Source organism: Calothrix rhizosoleniae SC01 (assembly GCF_900185595.1).
Classification (GTDB): domain Bacteria; phylum Cyanobacteriota; class Cyanobacteriia; order Cyanobacteriales; family Nostocaceae; genus Calothrix_A; species Calothrix_A rhizosoleniae.
In genome coordinates, this window is sequence record NZ_FYBH01000102.1 from 1 (window position 1) to 17,888 (window position 17,888).

Sequence of the window (17,888 nt, forward strand, 5' to 3'; positions counted from 1 at the left end):
CTTAGGGCCTTAGAAGAATGTAGTAAAAGAGGAGGCTCCTGCACAATCCGTCATGTCGTCTGTCCCGGTAAATAATATTATATTCGGTTAAAAACTTAAGATTAAGAGTACAAGGGTGCAGGTAAGCCACTGCGTTGCACGGTAAGCCATTGCGGTGGACGGGTTTCCCGGCATAAAGGAGGCAGTGCGGTGGACGGGTTCCCCGGCATAAAGCAACTGCCGTCAAGTGGCGCAACCCGTAGGGTTCACCGCATTGTAGCAAGTGGTGCAATCCGAAGAGGTGCAGGGGGAGAAAGAATTTTAAGCTGTTTGCACCATGAACCAAATAATAAGTAATCTCCCGAACTTGATATAATTCCTCCCAACAATAACTCTAAGCTGAAATGATAAGTATAAGATCCTCAACTTCTTAAAAAGTTGGGGGTCTTGTTTTTTATTATTTATAGTCAATAACTATTACCATTTGTACGTCAAGCAGTATGTTTTCTGCTGTTATTTAGATTGACCTAAAAAGAAAAAGATACAAACCCCCAAATTTATTTGTGTCAGCTCCCCTGCTCCCTGCTCCCTGCTCCCTGCTCCCCTGCCTCTTCCTGCCCTATTTTTTATATCTTAGTTATCTATTACAAAATGTAAAGAAAACAAATTCATTTCAGAAAATGGGGAGGATGAATTTGATTAATATATCAGATAAGCCAAAATTGTCAATTTGCAAGCTTCAAGTAGAACCGAAATAATGCCAAAATAATCAAAGGAGTATCTGATATGACATTAATCAAGTTTAAACAACTAGCGACAGCAGTTGCCTTGTCTATTCCCTTCATCGTTGTGGGTGCAGAAACAACCCTAGCTGGATCTGCAAACTATGGTTCCATCGCCTATTCTAGAAGAACAGGCGGTATGGGTTGGTCAACAAACTATGCCACGCGCAAAGCTGCTGAAAGACGCGCCACAAGAGAATGTGAACGTTATTCCGGTTCGGGAGATTGTAAACCAGTTGTTTGGGTTCGCAATGCTTGTGCTGCTTTAGCAACAGCTAGTAATCGAGGTTATGGGTGGGCATGGAACACTCGTCGAGATCGAGCAGTGCAAAGAGCTTTAGTAGAATGTAGCAAACGAGGACGTTTTTGCAAAGTCCGTCGCGTCATCTGTCCCCGTTAATTTTACTAATAATTGGATGTGATTTGTGTCTGCGAATTGTAAACATGAGATCCCCGATTTATAGACTCAGGGAAGCCCCTAGGGCATCTAGAATAAATCGGGGATCTGGAAACAACTAAATTTTACAATTCAAAGGAGATTGGGATCTCATTCCCCAGTAATAGAAAGCCCCTCAATCCAGATTTTAGGACACACTCCACCAGGGGTTAACTCAGCTTCTTTTTCTACAAACACAATTGACTTCAACAGTTCCATAAAATCTCCTGCAACCGTTGCTGACTCAATACTAGTTTTCACACCTTTATTGATAATCCAACCATCAAATGGTAGTGAGAAAGAACCTTGTAAAGATTTGACACCTGCATGGAGAGCTTGCAAATCATCGATGAAAATCACATTTTCCGCAGTTTCCAGACTTAATTCTTGTTCTGCGGGTGCGCTAGAAAACACATGGTAAAAGTTAGGGCTGACGGTAACTTTAGCACCAATATTGGCATTACCAGTGGGTTTGGCATTCATCCTTTTTGCTGTTCCAGCACTGTGAAGAAAACTAGCTAAAACCCCATTTTCAATCAGGGATGTTTTGCGGGTGGGAGTTCCTTCCCCGTCAAAGGTTTCTGCACCTACATTGGCTGGATGTAATGCATCATCGCAGACTGAAATTAAAGGAGAAGCGATTTCCTTACCTATATCATCAGGGGTGGAAAGACTTTGCTTATCTAGAATGCTTTGAGCATTGAACAAATTAGAAAAAGCACCTAAAAGACTTAAAAAAGCTTCGGGGGAGAAAACTACTGTATACTTCCCAGATTTAACTTTTTCATAATTTAAGTGGCTGATGGTTTTCTCTGTTGTTTCTTGGATACAACCATCAATATCTAAATCATTTAAACCCTTGCTAATTCTGAAAGCGCCCGCACTCCTGGGCTTTTTCCCTGACTCTTCAGTTTTACTGAAAAGATAAATCGATGCCAAAGAGTGGGATTCTGCCCTCATTGCTCCTTCACTATTGAGATAAAATCTATCAATATCTCTTTGTGATAAGCCATTATAAGGTACACCTGCGATCGCTGGATGAGCAGCAATTACTTCTTTCTCTGCTGCTAACAAGTTTTCTATGACTTGGGAAATAGGTACTTGGGGAGTTTTTTCTTCTGGTGTGCTGTCAATTGGAACTATTGCTTCAGGACTAAAATCAGGAACATTTTCCTTCACACCAAAGAAACTAGCTTCATATGCAGTTTTTAAAGCTAATTCCAGTCCTTTAGCATCTACATCCGTAGTGCTGGTGATACCCATAGTATTTTTTTCATTCCACACCCGCACAGTCACACCAGAAAGGTTGGAAGCCTTGACTTGCTTAGGTTCTCCTTGGTCTACTTGTACGCTGCTAGAATCAGCAGTAGAACCATAAATATCAAATTTGTTAATGCCAAGCTTGGCAGCGCTTTCCTTGGCAGCAGTTGCCATTTCTTTAATATTAGCCATTACCCGATTTTAGATTTTAGATTTTGGATGTTGGGTTGAGGAACTATTCGATTTTAGATTTTGGATTGAGGAATTAATCGATTTTAGATTCTAGATTTTGGACGTGATGAGTGCTGTTTTTGTCGTAGAGTTTTGATAGAAGCAACAGTCATAGCTAAAATTTCGCTTGTCTCTTGTATCAAATCTTGGAGTTTCTCTGAAGATATTAAGCTCGATTCAATCAGAAGTTCTAGCCAATAAATAGTTTCATCAGCTTCTTCTTCAACAATACTGAGTTTAGCTATCAGATCCACCGTAGATTTTGCTCGACATGCTGCTCGATAATTTGCGCCTACAGAAGTAGCAGAACGCAACAACTGCTTACCAATTACATTAGCTGTTATATTGTTTGGAAGTGCTTCAACTAATCGAATCCCTCTCAATGGGAGTTGCTTCGTTCTACTTTTAAATTGCTCTTCATTCACAATCCAAAATTTTTACCTTCCGCCAACTGTAATCGAATCAACTTTAATATGAGGTTGTCCAACGGTTGTATAAATACTGCCACTAACAGATCCGCAAAAACCAGGGGCTAGGGATATATCCTGGGAACACATGGAAATCTTATTCATAATTTCCTTGGCTTCACCAATCAGAATTGCACCCTTCAATGGCTTGGTAATTTTACCGTTTTCAATTAAATAGGCTTCATCCACACCAAAGTTAAATTGACCAGTAGCACCAACACTACCACCACCCATTTTCTTACAGTAAATGCCTTTATCAACGGAAGCAAATAAATTCTCTACAGAATAGTCCCCTGGTGCAATGTATGTATTCCGCATCCGACTAGCCGCAGCAAAGGTAAAACCCTGTCTCCTACCGCTACCAGTTCTGGGATGTCCGGTACGCCAAGAACCGGTTCTATCTGCCAAAAAATTCTTCAGCACCCCTTTTTCAATTAATAGGGTTCTTTGGGCTGGCATTCCCTCATCATCCATATCGATAGTGCCGAAAGCATTGTCAGTCCGTCCTTCATCCCAAGCAGTTAAGCTTTCATGGGCAATCTTTTCACCTTTTTTATCGGCGAAAGGAGAGGTATTACGCTCAATTTGAGTCGTTTCCAGTAAGTGTCCGCAAGCCTCATGGAAAATTACCCCACCAAAATGATTCGCCATAATAATCGGGTAAGTACCTGATTCCACGTAATCGGCGTAAAGCATTTTACCAGCAGATTCCGCAATTTTCTCCGCAGATTGTTGATAATCCCAGGTTTTGAGGAAATTGGGGTCACTAGTGTTCCCGGCTCTTTCGCCGATGGAACTGCGATTACTACCATCAGCACAAAGGACATTAAATCCTACGGACTGGGTAAGACGGATATCACGGGCAAAGGTCCCATCACTAGCAGCAACTAATACTTCTTGCCAATCCCGGAAATAAGAGGCGCGACGGGATTGTACATGGCTGGCTTTTTGTTGTAATTGCACAGTTCCATCTAGTAATACTTCTCCCATTTCCTGTATGGAACTACACAGGGGTAACCAGGCATCCTTACCTCTTTTAGTGGCATAATCCCGTAGTAATTCTAGATTAATTTCGGGGATAAAAGCATTAGGGCCAGGTAAATCTAAACCTAAAATTGATAATCCTTTTTCTAAAGCCGCTTTCAATCCTGGAAAAGATACATCATTGGTGCTGACATAGCAATCAGCCTTACCGCAAAATAATCTGACTCCTGCTCCTGTGGAAAGACGGGGTGTAATACTAGTAATAGTGTCCTCTTCTGCTAGACAACTAATATAGTTAACACGCTCTAAGAAAAATTCAATAAAATCTGCACCCGCAGCACGTCCTAATCCTAGAAGGGTAGCCAGAGGCGCTTCCCAGGTATCATCGAATCGTTCTGGGGTGGAGGAATATTGCAGAGTGGGAATTTGTTGAGAAAGAAGTAGAGAACTTGTAAGCATAAATTGCCTCTTCTACGGACGCGATTGGAGATTTGACTAGAAATATCCTGGTGTGATTAGTCTAACAAATCTAGAAAAACCGTAGCAGTTTACCAAGTAGTGATATTGCGATCGCTCCTATTGTTAATTTCGTGTTACTGTTCATCAGGGATGTAGGTGTGCGATCAATATCATCCCCCGACATAATCTAGTATTGAAACAGTCTATAATTCTTCCGGGTTAATTCCCAATTCTTGCAATTTAGCTGCCAAACGTTCTGCTTTTACTTCTAATTCTTCTGAACGTTGACGTTCCGCTTCTGTTGGAGTAGGCATCCAATTGCCATTAGCATCATACCACCGTAACCATAACCGCTCAATACCTTGGTAACTACCTTGCCAAAGTCCCAAACCCAATTCTAAAGTAGGCATCCAAATACGGGTTTCTTCCAGATTGAGTTCAGTGTAACGGTCTGCTTGCAGAATAAATACTTTTAGTGTATCTGTGTAGCGGTCAAATACAATGTAATAAGGAACACGTAAAATTTGTTCGTAAACCTGCCATTTAGTTGGCGGTTGCTCCGCATCTCGTAAACTTTGTCCTAAGTCTTCCTTTTCTGTACCAGGGGAAAGTAACTCAACCACCACAAAGGGATTAACTCCCTCTTGCCAAACTACATAACTTAAACGTAAATCTTTCTCTTCATAAAGTCTGGAATTACCAACCACTGCGAACCAATCAGGTCTTTTATACCACAGGGTATGGTGAGAGTCGTAGTAAAGATTTAAGTCACTGGCGACAAAAACCTGCTCTTGGGGATAGGTGGGTGGACGAAAGGTTTCCCGCAATAGTTGGGGTTGATATATATGAAATTCGTCAGGCAAACCAGGCTCCTGTGGATCTTCACTGGGAAGATCATACATCGTGGGCAGGGTTTTTTTGGGAGGTAGAGGAGGATCTGTTTGGTACATGGGCAGATTCCTGACCAATGACTTTTGCTCTCTCTAGAGTAGCGTTAAACTTTTCTATTTGTCTGTCAGGTAACGGGATTTAAATTAATTGTACATCCCAACTTAGTATATTTTAGCGATCACAATAATTTGTACTGATTAAGATGATTTCTGAAAATAATTTTACCAATGACAAAGGCGCAAGGCTTTCGTCCCTAAGGGGAATTTGTAATCGCCTGGTAATTTTAATTCTGGAAATTTCCTAATCCCAATTGCGATCGCTCAATTTTTGACTGATTACTTCAACTTCAGTCCTTAAGTAATATCAACTAACCGATGGCAACAGTAGCAACTTCATCTACTAACTCCGGTTTGATATCGCTGCGTTCCACATAATAGGAACCCAATACCAAAGCATCCATATTAGTTCTCAAAAAGCATTTGATGGCTTCTGCTGGGGTACGAACGATGGGTTCATTCTCATTCAGGGATGTGTTCAGCAGAATAGGAACACCTGTACGTTGAGCAAAGGTATTAATCAAGTTCCAATATAAAGGATTAGTGCCGTGTTTTACACTCTGTAAACGCCCTGTTCCATCCACATGGGTAACAGCAGGAATCAATTCTCTTTTTTCGGGACGAATTTTGAAGACTTTTTCCATGAAGGGTACGGGTGCATCGACTTCAAAAAATTCACTCACCCGTTCTTCGAGAATACTGGGAGCAAAGGGACGAAACTTTTCCCGGAATTTGATTTTGAGGTTGATGATATCTCGCATATCTGCACGACGGGGATCTGCTAGAAGGGAACGATTTCCCAAAGCCCTCGCACCAAATTCCATTCTCCCCTGGAACCAACCTACTACATTCCCATCACAAAGAACATTCACTACATGGTTTAAAAGTTCATTTTGTGATAATTTCTTGGGTTGTAGGTTATGTTCTTGTAGTGCTAATAAACATTCCTCATCGGAAAATTCTGAACCCCAGTAAGAATGCTCTAGGACAAATTCCCTTGGTTGTTTTAAGATTTGATTCCACACATAGAAGGCTGCACCAAAACAAGTGCCATTATCAGCAGCACCTGTAGGAGTATAGACATTTTTAAAGGGAGTGTGTTGAGTAATTTTACCATTAGCCACAGAATTCATTGCTACACCACCAACTAAACAAAGATTATCACTAGGGAAGCGATCGTGTAGATGATTGAGAATATGGAAAATAATTTCTTCAGTTACAACCTGTAAAGAAGTAGCTATGTTTTGATGTTTAGAGGTAAGCTCTGATTTAGGCTGTCTTGCGGGTCCCAAGAGCTTTTCCAACTCCGGACTGTGGAAGGGTTGAACACTGGGAGCACCACTTTCCCAATTCATAGCAATACCTTGGGTATGGTGGGTAAAATAGTCCAGGTTCAGTTCAAAACTGTCTGCTTTTGGGTAAATAATTTTACGAAAGGCTTCCACATATTCCGGTTTCCCATATGGTGCTAACCCCATGACTTTGTATTCATCTCCATAAGCGGGAAAACCCAGATACAAAGTAATGGCATTGTAGAGATAGCCAACAGAGTGGGGATAGTGGGTACGAGAAAAATATTCTAATTTATTACCCCTTCCAGCAGCTGAGAGAGTACTGACAAAATCTCCCATCCCGTCAATGGAAAGAATTGCAGCTTCTTCAAAAGGAGAGACAAAAAAACCACTGGCAAGGTGAGTGCTATGATGCTCTAAATTATGAATTTGAGCTTTAATATCTGACGATGAACAATTGCCAGCTTCGGCTAGTTGTTCCTTAAGACTGGTTGATTTGCTTTGTTTATTAAATCTGTCTAAGAGGGATTTGAGAGAAGGACGCTTTTGTAGGGTAAAAAGTAGCTTTTGATTGAGATTAGCTTTCGGATTGAAGGATACTGCAACATGTTCTAAGTCTGTTGCATTAATCCCACCAATTTGCAAACAATAGCGGATAGATTCTGCGGGAAATCCAGCCCAATGCTTGACTCTATTAAATCTTTCTTCTTCAACAGCAGCAATTAATTTACCATTTTGAATTAAGCAAGCTGAAGCATCGCCATGATAGGCGTTAATTCCGAGGATATTCATACTGATATTAATACTCCATTAATGTGTCAAAAAAATGACTTACTTATTTAAGTTGTACACTATACATGTGTTTTCTCTCATTGGGAAGAAGCGATCGCTAGTCGAATGGGTAATGATATGATTTAGCTGAGTACAAAATCCCAGATTTATTAAAACAATCGGGTATCTTGTGTCTCAAAAATGATTTAGGATCGCTATAGATAATTTTAATAATGCCTTAATAGTTTACGAAATCTCTTCTGGATCAATCCCCATCATCCGAAGTCTTTCAGCTAACTTAACAGCCTTTTGTTCGGCTTGCTCTGCTCGTTGGCGTTCTTGCTCTGCTCGTTGACGTTCCTGTTCTGTCCTTTGGGGTTCTTGCTCAACCAACTCAACTCCCCAAGGTAATAAATTTCCCGATTTATCCCACCAGCGTAACCAATAGCCTGCAAATTCTGCTTTTCTCCCCATCCACATACCCAGAAATAAGCCCAAAATTTCTATCCAAAAGCGTTGATTTTCATCTGGGGATTGTTCCTCGTACTTACCATTGACCAACTTGTAGACTGCTAAAATTGGAGTCTGAGGATGGAAAATTACGTAAGTGGGAACTTGTACAATTTGTTCGTAAAAATACCACTTGCCATAGGGATAATGGGGATTAATAGAATATTCAGTCCCTTCCGTAGCGGAGATAAATTCCATGACAATGGTGGGGTTTTCTCCTTCAGCATGGGGAGTGTAGCTACGACGAATTTCCCCTGGAGGTAAAGGCTTCACTGAGGGAACATAAACCCAATCAGGAGCTTTGACAACAGTTTTATCACCAACTGTGGCACAAATACCAAAATTGGTAGCAATAATCATTGATTCTAGAATTAAGTCAGCCAATTCTAGAGATTCTAGTAGAGCACCAGCTAGTAGGGGTTGCAGGTTACTTTCCACAGGTTCATCTGGTAGGGGGAAATCTGCTGGTAGTTTTTCCCAGGTGATGGGGGGTAGGGTATTGTGTGGCTGGACTTGCGAGAGTGTCATGGTAAAGAGCGATCGCTACAGTTATGTATTTTTCCTATGATAATTCCCTGATTTCAAGACTGATGACATGGCTTTTTACACTCCACTGCAACTGAATTAACAAATCTTCCTGAGTCCTCCACAATTGAAAAATTAGAATCAGCTGAATCGTTAAATTCAGCTCTTCTAATTTCTACAAAGCCTTGCACTTCTAATTTATATTTTAGTGACTTGTAATCCCACATCCATAAATGACCACCATTCCCTAAAATTGCCTGAGTCACTGCACTTAATCCTTTTGGTCGATTACGTATTCCTAAACCAGTTGCATTAAAAAACTCTATGGCAGCATTTGAGGAATGAGAAGATATATAATGTCTTGCAATAACTTCAAGATCTGGAACAACTAGCCTGAAAATACCATTTGGCTTCAGTATTTTGTAGGTATTTACCAATGCTACTCGAAAGTCTTCCAAAGATAGGTGTTCTAAAACATGACTGGCATAAACTCCACAACAAGAGTTTGCCTCAATAGGTAGCCCTCTAACAATATCACCGTACTGTATATTGCTAGGAAACCTTTGGCGAATTCTTTTACCTCCCAAATTTTTCCTACCAGCATATAAACGACCAAAAACTGGAAACCTCTCTAACCAAAGATTTGGTGATGCATCAAAATTGTACCAATTATCAGGTGCACATAAGCCACAACCATACTGCACATATAAAGAATTAGACATAAGACAATGACTAATGAAATAACAAAAAATGAAATTAAAATTATATTTTGAGTTTTTCCGCTTCCATAATCCGAATTGCTAGTAGTATTTCTGCTAACATTCGTTGAAATGCATAATACCAACCATGCCAACCATCAAAGATACCACCTTTGAGAATGAGGCAGTAGAATAAGACAACAAAGGGAGCGAGAATTTTTTGTTTGCGGATGCGATCGCTTAAACTAAGTTCACTCTTGGGTGTCTCGAGCAGTTTCTTCGCCTCAATAATCATATAACGGTCTTGTGCCCATAACCAACGACTTAGGGGTTTGCGATCATCATGGTGGATGTAACCAGATAATATTGTGGACTGACCTTTAACCTCCAAAAGTTGGGTATGTCCATCATCAATGTAAATTGATTTGTCTTTTCTAAAGAGAATTTGACGAGGAGGGAGTATACTACCCCGCAATGGTTTCCCGAGGACACAATATTTGAACTTGGCAAAATAACCATCTATGTCCGTATCTTCAGCAGATAATTCCTTGATTGAATTAATTAATTCATCTGTGACTATATAGTCTGCATCCAGGGAAAGTACCCACTGAGATTTTACTTGTTCTAAACCGTAATTCCACTGGTGAGTATGGGTGTCAAATTCTCGTTGAAATATCTGTACCTGTGGATAGGAATGGAGAATTTCTAGGGTTTTGTCATTACTATAGCTATCAATAACTACTATTTTTTTTGCCCAAGTGAGATGCTGGATAGTGCGATCAATGTTGGGTGACTCGTTGTAGGTGAGGATGAGAGGGGTAATTCTCTCTAGCATTAGGACAAGAGATGTAAATGGATGATTTTGATTGAGAGATAATTAATTAAAGTAGGTTCTTCAGTAACTGTTATGCCAAACTATTAGTGAAAACTAAAATTAAGCTTTGAGATTAAAGCTTAAATGCCCAGAATGCTTAAAAAGATAGTTCCTAGTTCCTGTTAACAATTAAAGTATGTGTCCATTGTATAGCTTGAATTTTGAGTTTTTGATAAACACTTTTAGCATAATACGTACTGAATAACCTTACTGAAGAGCCTTAAAGTAAATAACAAGCTGCTATGGTTTTCTAGCTTCAATTATAACTGTATGGGGGTAATTGAAATCTGATTCTCCAGACTCCAAAGAGAGAACATCTGAATCAATACCAATATCAGAAAGATTAGTTTCTTTAGAGGTGAGACAATATTTAATATCTACAAATCCGGCATTTGTAGCTAATTCACCTAAATAACTCTCATCTAAAGCAGTTAAATGCTCTCCTCGACAATATATAAAGTTAGTGAATCTTCCACCAATACTATCTTTTTTGTCTGGAAAATCAGAAAACCAACCATAATCTTTCTCAAGATATTTACGACAAGCATTACCCAAATGGGGTACACCTATTCTAATACCACCCCCAGAGCGTAGAGCCTTAAACAGTTCCTCGAATTTAGTGGGTAAAATTGTATCAGGTAAGTGCTCAATAACATGGTTTGCGTAAAATATATCTACAGAGCCATCCTGAAATGGTAAAGGATGGCAAATGTCCGCCCATAAATCAACTTTTGCTGTGATAAAATTAGCATCTAAGTTCACCCAACCCAATAAATAATTTTCTTGTCCTGGACCAAGGTGAACTTTGAGCCCAGATGAAGGGCATCTAATTCTTTTATAAAACCAGGCATTCAAATACATCGGGTATCTTAAAGCAAAATAGTAAACAGATTTTAAGGGTCGAGGTATCATATTAAATCTCCTATTTATTATCTGTAATCAATTATTTTTTTGTAAGTTACAATTATTTTCTTTGCTATGTAATGCCAACTATATTGCTCAGCAATAAATTGACAAGCATTGTCACCCATTACTTTTCCTACTTGAGGATCATTCAGGAAAGTATCAATAGCATTTGCAATTTCATCAACATCAAGTTCTGTAACATAGCCAATTTGTTTTTGTTTAACCATATCAGCCAAAGCAACACCAGATGTAATTAAAACTGGTAAACCTATAGCTAGAGATTCCAAAACTGATATCCCAAAATTTTCTGAATAAGAAGTCAGAACAAATAAGTTTGCTCCTTGTAATAATAAATCTTTCAATTCTCCTTTAACAAATCCAGTAAAATAGGTACGTTCTTCAATACCTAGAGCGGCTATCAGAGATTTAATTTCACTTTCATAATCTGGTTCTCCACTACCAGCTAAAATAAATGTAAACCTATAATTGGATAACTTGCTTAATGCAGGAATTAAATAGTCTAATCCTTTTTTAGGGTGTAGCCGAGACAAAAATAAAATAATCGGTTCATCTAGTAGTGGTAAATTAAAGTGTTGACGCAAACGTTGACGTGCATCAGGTATTTTTGCTGGAATAGAAAGTCCATGAGGAATAATAAAACTAGGGGAAGTTAAATTTAACTGGGAAGCTTCTTGTTTTTCTTGCTCAGAAGTAAAGTGAATTCCTTGACTATGATTGAGATTAGCTTTTTCTATAAGCTTGAGATAAATTTGCTTTTTGCGTGCGCTTTGCTGTAAAGACCATTTACAAAGTTGTCCTAAAGGTCTAACTATGTAAGGAACTTTTTGCAAGCGAGCGTTCGCCATTGCTGCGGTAGAAGCATAGGAAAAAATCGCATGAACGTGTATCAAGTCATACTGATGTATTGATTGCCATAACCAAGTTGTAAATTTCCCAGAAAAAGCAAATCCTCTGACTGCATGAAGTGGAGGAGAAAAGCGAGGAAAAAACCACACAGGAACCTGTTGATATTCTGTGCGTTCTCCTAGAGGTACGTCTAATAAATCAACTCCGTTATCATTAGTAGTAGCAATTTCAGCATCAATATCATTATCCCTCAGCGCTTTAACCATTTCTAGTACTGCTTGACTGGGACCTCCCCGTAATAGTGCGACGGAAGGAATTATATGGAGGATTCTCATTGTGAGATTTTTATTCAGGTATTGTTAGATTGAAGTCCGAAAATAGTGTTTTAGATAACTACAAAGAGTATTTTGAAAACTTGCAAATCCAAATTGAGAAATAACCTTTTTTCGCAACATTTCTGGTTGATAAACAAGGGGATTGGGATAGCATTTTTGCAGGATTTTCATTAGAGTTTGGGCTATTACCTCTATCTCATCTGGATTCACAAGCGCTCCCAATTCACCATGGCAAAGAGCATCAATTGCCCCATCTTGATTACCTCCTAAAACTGGCTTGCCACAAGCCAAAGCTTCTAGGTAAACTATACCAAATCCTTCTTTTTTGCTAGGCATGGCGAATACATCACAGAGATTATAATGATCGCCCAATTCTTCGTCAGGGATGAAACCAGTTAAGGTAACAAAATCTTGAATTTGGAGTTCGGCAATGACTTCTCGAATCCGGGGTAAATCATCTCCTTTACCAACTAGAATATAATGAATATCTGGAATAACCTTACGGATTAAAGGTAAGGCATGAAGAAGTTTGTCGTAACCTTTGTATTTTTCTGTTTGAGAAAGTCGAGCAACTGTGAGGATAATGGGCTGCTCAGGAGTTAAACCATATCGCTGTAAGAGGTGAGTTGGTTTACTAGTAATTTGAAATCGTTGTGTGTTAAAAGTATTGGGTAAGAGAGAAATTTTTTTAGGATCGAGGTTTTGTTCCTTGAGCAGGCGATCGCGTGTAAAGTTACTGACTGCAAGAATACGATCTGCATTACGCAGAGCAACTTGTAATTCCGGATTTTGAATATTCCACGCTTCTATACCATGAGCAATAGTCCAATAAGGAATACCTGTTAGGCGTTTAAGCAAATGAGCAGCAACGGTAAAATTGAGGTGTGTTGTAATAATTAAATCAGGTCGTTGGAGAAGACCTTGTCCTATAATTTGAGCTGCAAAAATTGGTGTGCGAAGTTTTAGGGGCAATCTTCCAGCAAAGTGGAATCTAGTTTCTGGTAAATAGACAATATTTGGATTTGGTAAAGCCTGTATATCATGTTTAATAAAAACATGGTGCTGATCATGGGGATAGAGGTTTTGTAAGGCTTGTAAAAAAAATGATGAGTAAACTTGGATACCGCCCTTAAAACCAAACAGATTTGGTATCCAGAGATGAAACTTCATAAAACCTCGCGGTAACTGCTGTTGTCTAGTTATACTTCCTTAATATAGTTCAGTGCCTGCATTAGTCCCTGAGTTGCCTGGGTATAACTATACTGAGAAACAATACTACGGCTTTTTTCTCCCCAATTTTGTAATCGTTTTCGGTCTGAAAAAGCTTCTTTTAAAGAATGAGCCAGGCTAGATACATCTCCTGCTGGAAATTTCAAACCATTTTGATTTGGATGAATTAGGTCATGGGCACAACCTACATGGGTGCTAACAATTACTGGACGAGCCATACACATGGCTTCATTGATAACTAGTCCCCAGGTTTCACCGTAGCTAGGTAGGACAACTAAATCTGCTGTTGCGTAAGTACGGGGCATTAAGCTTTGATTTTGAAAGGGAGCGAAGTAAATATTGGATTGTCCTGTTGCTAATGCTTTCAGTTCTTGTTCAAGGGAACCACTACCAACAAACAACAAAGAGACATCATCTAGATGGGAATCTAAAAAGGCATGAAGCAAATCCAGAGGACGTTTTGTAGATTCAAATTTACCAGCAAATAGAACTACTCCATGATGCTCTGGGATACCTAATTCTCGTTTCCAAGCGATCGCCTGATGGGTTGCACTTTCAGTTTGACTCAAGAAGCGATCGTTTTCTACAGCATGGGGAGAAAAAAACAAACGCTGTTGAGCAACGCCATGATAACGGAAGTACTCATAATTTGCTTTACCCACATACAGACAAGCCGCAAAACGACGATAGATTTGAGTAATCCACTGCTGCCTTAACCAAGCTTTGATACCAGTAGTTGCAAGCAGTCGATGGGAATCTCCCCGAAACAGTAATGGAATTTGACGAGTATTCCAGCTCCATAGAAAGCGGTAGAGGCTAGCGTAGTTATAACTCATCAACAGCACAGCATCTGGATTATCAGCCCTCACCTGGGAAACTAAAGATGGATTTTGCAAACCCCAAAAATGATGGGTTCCGGGAGCGGAACTGACATTAGGGACAAATTCATAATCATACCCAGTCAGTAAAGGGATATCCCACTCAAGTGACTGTTGGAAACCGACATCAACCTGCTTTGTAACACCAAAATTCCAGAGATAAAAGACTTTAATATTTAAAGCAGTATTATTAGCTAAATAACAGAACCAGGGAGCATAGTACTGAATTGGATGGGAGATAATAATTGCTAACTTTGTCATACCCAATTAGACTTGATATGGGTCATAAGCGATCACCTGGGGTTGAGGAACTCAATAAGTTTGCATTAAAAACACTACAATGCCAACAATCACCACACTGGATTGAGCTAAAGCAGCGACATATACCCCAGCTGACCACTCAGTCTGAAAGGCATACGCCAAAAAGAGTACCGTAAACAGGGATTGGGTTGAAAGAATCGGTGCATTGATGCTCCAACGGGTAATTTTTCCATAGGCAGTTCCTAAAACAATTGCTAATCCAGTACAACCAAGTAAACCAAAGTTGGCATAACTTTCAGCTAATAACCCCCAGCCAATAGTAGTAGTATACGTTGCTTCGCGGGTCTGTAATCCGTAGTGAATGTTTAAAAGATACGTTCCTTCGTGACTGCGAATTTTCTTGGGGTTGAAAATGCGGGGTACTAATAATTGCGGGAGAATTGCGTATGTTTTCCCATGTAGGTAGGGAATAGATTCAGGACTTTTATCTTGAGCAAGAAGAAACAAGTGAATAACACTAGAACGTTCTAAAAAAGATTGTTTCTTTGAAGATGTAGATAAATCATCTTGTTTATTAAAGTAATCCCAGCTATGACCTGCCCATTTTACAAACCAGCTAGGATATTGCCAAACTTGCACATAAGCAGGTTGGTTTCCAAACCAATACTTTGCTCGCATTTCTGCTTTACCAGAGTGCAAAAATGAAAAGCAAATCAGGGCAATCACAATTGGTAAAACAGATATTTTTTGTCTGCCAATAATAAATGCAACTGTAGCAACTAAAAAAGTAGAAGCTGCACCTACTAAAAGTAAGCTGACTGCATCTGTCACCATGTAGGTAATCAGCAAAATTAAAAATAATCTAGACTTACTTTTTGATAATTCTTGAGTCCCTAATTGATATGCCAGTACAAAACTCGCTAAAACTGTCAGCCCTAAAATTGCAGCACGAACAGCAGTAAAGATACCTCCGTACAAAAATAGAAACAGCCACCCTCCAGTATTTGCAATATTAAAGAAAATACTGATTACTAAAACAAATAAGAAAAATACATCGCCCTTTTGACTGCTTAAAGCACGATATGATTTAGGTAAAGGCGGAGGAGATTTGACAAATCTAAACCAAATAATAGTTCCTAATCCCAAAAATACTGCAACAGTAAAACTAGCAAATAAATGACTTGCAGGAGAATAGGTTATAGCCTTAGGATGCTTAGTGACCAAAGGCAATGCATAAGTCCAAATATATGTCAATGCGAATAAAGGAAAAATTGGCATTCCCAATGCTTTACCAGAGCACCAAAGGTAACTGGGTAATAGTGCCGCAGCAGTGATTAAGATTGATCCAAAATTAGTGACTAGGGAACTTGTCTCAGTCCAAAAGAGTTCATATATAAACAGTCCCAGAGCCAATAGCCAAAATACCTTGAGTAATTGTCGTCGTTGCAAGTGTGCAAGATTTGGCAGGGAAGCATATTGATTTGAGGTTTGCAAGAACTGGTTCATAGTCACTTACTTTCCTTTGTGGTGACAAGACACTTGTCAAAAATATTACACTGCTGACGAGTCATTTCCTGTGCAGTATAGGGGTGAAAAGCTGACCAATTTGTTTCTGGTTGATATGCTTTTGGTATAGATAGCAACCAATTTAGCTGATAGTTTACTTGAGGTAGTAAATCTTTTGGTTGGGTGTTGGCAGTAAAAGTTACAACTCGACCAGCTTGGCAACTGTTGAGGATATCAACTACAGAACTTTGAGCATGAAAAATTGCAAAGATAGGTTTACGGGCTAAAACGCAAGGATAGAGTTTAGAAGCAGTGTAGCCAGGGTCATTAGAACCAGTTAGTAAAATTGCATCGCTATCTGTAAGAACTTTTAGAGCTTCAAAATAGGGAATGCGCTGGGTATGCTCTGTAACTAAATCCCCAACCCTCAGTTCCTGGGCAATGGGTTCTATGGTTTTTACTGCTAAGTTTTCTGGAGCATAGCTAGTACCAACAAAGTGTAGTTGCACATTTTGCCACAATTGGGGATTTTGCTGGCGGTGAGACTTGATACCTAAAAATAATCCTCGCAACGCTAGTGCCATATCATCGCCCCCCCGACCAACATATACCCAGTGACGCTTACCATCATTGGGATCGAATATTGATTGTTGAACCTGGAGGGAAGGAAGTACTTCAAAGTCTGCTGTTGAAGCACCAAAGGGCAAGACTGTAAACTGTTCTGCCTTGAGGTGAGGATATCGCTGTTGCAGGGTATTGGGATAGGCAGGTGAAACGCTAATCACATGACTGACTTTACTCAGTGCTTTGGGTTCTAGCAGTTTTGCTTGCAATTGAGAAAATCCATACTTGAAACTACCACCAGGAGGTTTACCTGCTCCGGGTTGTTTTTGATAATCACTCAGCCAAGGATCTTGAAAGTCTAAGACATAGGGAACACCAAAATTGCGGTACCATCTGAGAGCAAGAGCCATTGATGTAAATACCGTGGTAGAAAAATAGACTAGATCAAATTTTCCCTCTTGTAATAAGCTTGCGCCTACTCGCTGCAAATAAGGAAAACTTCTCAAACCCAGGCTACCTATGCCAATTTGCCGAGTCTGTTGGACTGGTAATGCTCTTGTATAAGTAACAGGGATGCGATCAGGAATTGTTTTTGCCAGTAGCAAATCTTGCACACCCTCAACATATTCTGGATTAACACTCAGAACATGGGGTTCCCAGCCAAATTCCTCAAAATAGGGTAGAGACATTCGTACCCTTTGATGATCGGGGGCGTTGATCGGAGGGAAGTGTGGACTTACTATTAAAACTCGCTGCACAATTTTTTGAATATTTTCGATAATAGCTAGATTGTAAACTTATTAAGGTAAGAACAATCCATTAGTATGATCTGGAAGTTGAGAAACCTTGTAGGGTTTACCTTGACGAGTGAGGAAATGACAGTAGTATCCAAACTCAGCTAAGTAGTCTTGAATTCTTTGACCATTTTCGTCAGCTAATTTTGAACCTATCCCACTAATAATATTTTTGCTGAAAAGCTCAAATATTGTTAAAGATAAAAACAAAAAATCAAGCTTTTCTGGAAAATTTTACTTAAGTAAATAAGCATTTTTAGAATAGTGAGATAGGTTCAAAGTTTGTACCCAAGTTATAGTAATGGGCAAAGAGATAAGATCCATACTTACTT

Annotated in this window: 15 protein-coding genes; 1 reads left to right on the forward strand and 14 read right to left on the reverse strand. The window is 39.5% G+C overall.

Going from position 1 to position 17,888, the window contains the following annotated elements; genetic code table 11:
• The first annotated feature begins 765 nt into the window (after positions 1-765).
• Positions 766-1,161: a DUF4189 domain-containing protein gene (locus CALSC_RS05785; RefSeq protein ID WP_088240448.1), complete on the forward strand. Its 396-nt coding sequence runs from the start codon at positions 766-768 to the stop codon at positions 1,159-1,161.
• Positions 1,162-1,308: 147 nt separating this feature from the next.
• Here CALSC_RS05785 and CALSC_RS05790 read toward each other — a convergent pair whose 3' ends face one another.
• From CALSC_RS05790 to CALSC_RS05855, 14 genes are all read right to left on the reverse strand, one after another.
• Positions 1,309-2,649 (reverse strand): TldD/PmbA family protein, encoded by a 1,341-nt coding sequence (locus tag CALSC_RS05790; RefSeq protein ID WP_088240449.1) that lies wholly within the window; start codon positions 2,647-2,649, stop codon positions 1,309-1,311.
• A gap of 83 nt (positions 2,650-2,732) precedes the next feature.
• Complete coding sequence (locus CALSC_RS05795) at positions 2,733-3,113, reverse strand: four helix bundle protein (RefSeq protein WP_088240450.1); 381 nt, start codon at positions 3,111-3,113, stop codon at positions 2,733-2,735.
• 12 nt (positions 3,114-3,125) lie between these two features.
• Positions 3,126-4,598, reverse strand: coding sequence for a TldD/PmbA family protein (locus tag CALSC_RS05800; protein WP_088240451.1), 1,473 nt, complete (start codon positions 4,596-4,598; stop codon positions 3,126-3,128).
• A 203-nt stretch (positions 4,599-4,801) separates the two neighbouring features.
• The gene (locus CALSC_RS05805) at positions 4,802-5,548 is read right to left on the reverse strand and encodes a Uma2 family endonuclease (protein WP_088240452.1); all 747 of its coding nucleotides are present in this window, start codon (positions 5,546-5,548) and stop codon (positions 4,802-4,804) included.
• Between the two features lie 308 nt (positions 5,549-5,856).
• Positions 5,857-7,629 (reverse strand): carbamoyltransferase family protein, encoded by a 1,773-nt coding sequence (locus CALSC_RS05810; protein ID WP_088240453.1) that lies wholly within the window; start codon positions 7,627-7,629, stop codon positions 5,857-5,859.
• Between the two features lie 225 nt (positions 7,630-7,854).
• The gene (locus CALSC_RS05815; RefSeq protein WP_088240454.1) at positions 7,855-8,646 is read right to left on the reverse strand and encodes a DUF874 family protein; all 792 of its coding nucleotides are present in this window, start codon (positions 8,644-8,646) and stop codon (positions 7,855-7,857) included.
• Positions 8,647-8,699: 53 nt separating this feature from the next.
• A complete protein-coding gene (locus CALSC_RS05820) occupies positions 8,700-9,365 on the reverse strand; it encodes a class I SAM-dependent methyltransferase (RefSeq protein ID WP_088240455.1) in 666 nt (221 codons plus the stop codon).
• A gap of 40 nt (positions 9,366-9,405) precedes the next feature.
• Positions 9,406-10,176, reverse strand: coding sequence for a glycosyltransferase family 2 protein (locus CALSC_RS05825; protein ID WP_088240456.1), 771 nt, complete (start codon positions 10,174-10,176; stop codon positions 9,406-9,408).
• Positions 10,177-10,455: 279 nt separating this feature from the next.
• Positions 10,456-11,127 (reverse strand): class I SAM-dependent methyltransferase, encoded by a 672-nt coding sequence (locus tag CALSC_RS05830; RefSeq protein ID WP_088240457.1) that lies wholly within the window; start codon positions 11,125-11,127, stop codon positions 10,456-10,458.
• A gap of 17 nt (positions 11,128-11,144) precedes the next feature.
• Positions 11,145-12,323 (reverse strand): glycosyltransferase, encoded by a 1,179-nt coding sequence (locus tag CALSC_RS05835; RefSeq protein WP_088240458.1) that lies wholly within the window; start codon positions 12,321-12,323, stop codon positions 11,145-11,147.
• Between the two features lie 24 nt (positions 12,324-12,347).
• Positions 12,348-13,493, reverse strand: a complete 1,146-nt coding sequence (locus tag CALSC_RS05840; RefSeq protein ID WP_088240459.1) for a glycosyltransferase — start codon at positions 13,491-13,493, stop codon at positions 12,348-12,350.
• Positions 13,494-13,522: 29 nt separating this feature from the next.
• Complete coding sequence (locus CALSC_RS05845) at positions 13,523-14,692, reverse strand: glycosyltransferase family 4 protein (RefSeq protein ID WP_088240460.1); 1,170 nt, start codon at positions 14,690-14,692, stop codon at positions 13,523-13,525.
• Between the two features lie 51 nt (positions 14,693-14,743).
• On the reverse strand, positions 14,744-16,198 hold the full coding sequence (locus CALSC_RS05850; protein WP_088240461.1) for a hypothetical protein: 1,455 nt from the start codon (positions 16,196-16,198) through the stop codon (positions 14,744-14,746).
• A gap of 2 nt (positions 16,199-16,200) precedes the next feature.
• Positions 16,201-17,451 carry a glycosyltransferase gene (locus CALSC_RS05855; protein ID WP_235006690.1) on the reverse strand — a complete coding sequence of 417 codons (1,251 nt, stop codon included), beginning with the start codon at positions 17,449-17,451 and terminating at the stop codon, positions 16,201-16,203.
• Positions 17,452-17,888: the final 437 nt, after the last annotated feature.

Coding starts and splice junctions, on each gene's coding strand:
- CALSC_RS05815 (WP_088240454.1), bottom strand. CDS start 8,646: ATGACACTCTCGCAAGTCCAGCCACACAATACCCTACCCCCCATCACC.
- CALSC_RS05800 (WP_088240451.1), bottom strand. CDS start 4,598: ATGCTTACAAGTTCTCTACTTCTTTCTCAACAAATTCCCACTCTGCAA.
- CALSC_RS05785 (WP_088240448.1), top strand. CDS start 766: ATGACATTAATCAAGTTTAAACAACTAGCGACAGCAGTTGCCTTGTCT.
- CALSC_RS05825 (WP_088240456.1), bottom strand. CDS start 10,176: ATGCTAGAGAGAATTACCCCTCTCATCCTCACCTACAACGAGTCACCC.
- CALSC_RS05835 (WP_088240458.1), bottom strand. CDS start 12,323: ATGAGAATCCTCCATATAATTCCTTCCGTCGCACTATTACGGGGAGGT.
- CALSC_RS05850 (WP_088240461.1), bottom strand. CDS start 16,198: ATGAACCAGTTCTTGCAAACCTCAAATCAATATGCTTCCCTGCCAAAT.
- CALSC_RS05855 (WP_235006690.1), bottom strand. CDS start 17,451: ATGTCTCTACCCTATTTTGAGGAATTTGGCTGGGAACCCCATGTTCTG.
- CALSC_RS05830 (WP_088240457.1), bottom strand. CDS start 11,127: ATGATACCTCGACCCTTAAAATCTGTTTACTATTTTGCTTTAAGATAC.
- CALSC_RS05790 (WP_088240449.1), bottom strand. CDS start 2,649: ATGGCTAATATTAAAGAAATGGCAACTGCTGCCAAGGAAAGCGCTGCC.
- CALSC_RS05805 (WP_088240452.1), bottom strand. CDS start 5,548: ATGTACCAAACAGATCCTCCTCTACCTCCCAAAAAAACCCTGCCCACG.
- CALSC_RS05840 (WP_088240459.1), bottom strand. CDS start 13,493: ATGAAGTTTCATCTCTGGATACCAAATCTGTTTGGTTTTAAGGGCGGT.
- CALSC_RS05820 (WP_088240455.1), bottom strand. CDS start 9,365: ATGTCTAATTCTTTATATGTGCAGTATGGTTGTGGCTTATGTGCACCT.
- CALSC_RS05845 (WP_088240460.1), bottom strand. CDS start 14,692: ATGACAAAGTTAGCAATTATTATCTCCCATCCAATTCAGTACTATGCT.
- CALSC_RS05810 (WP_088240453.1), bottom strand. CDS start 7,629: ATGAATATCCTCGGAATTAACGCCTATCATGGCGATGCTTCAGCTTGC.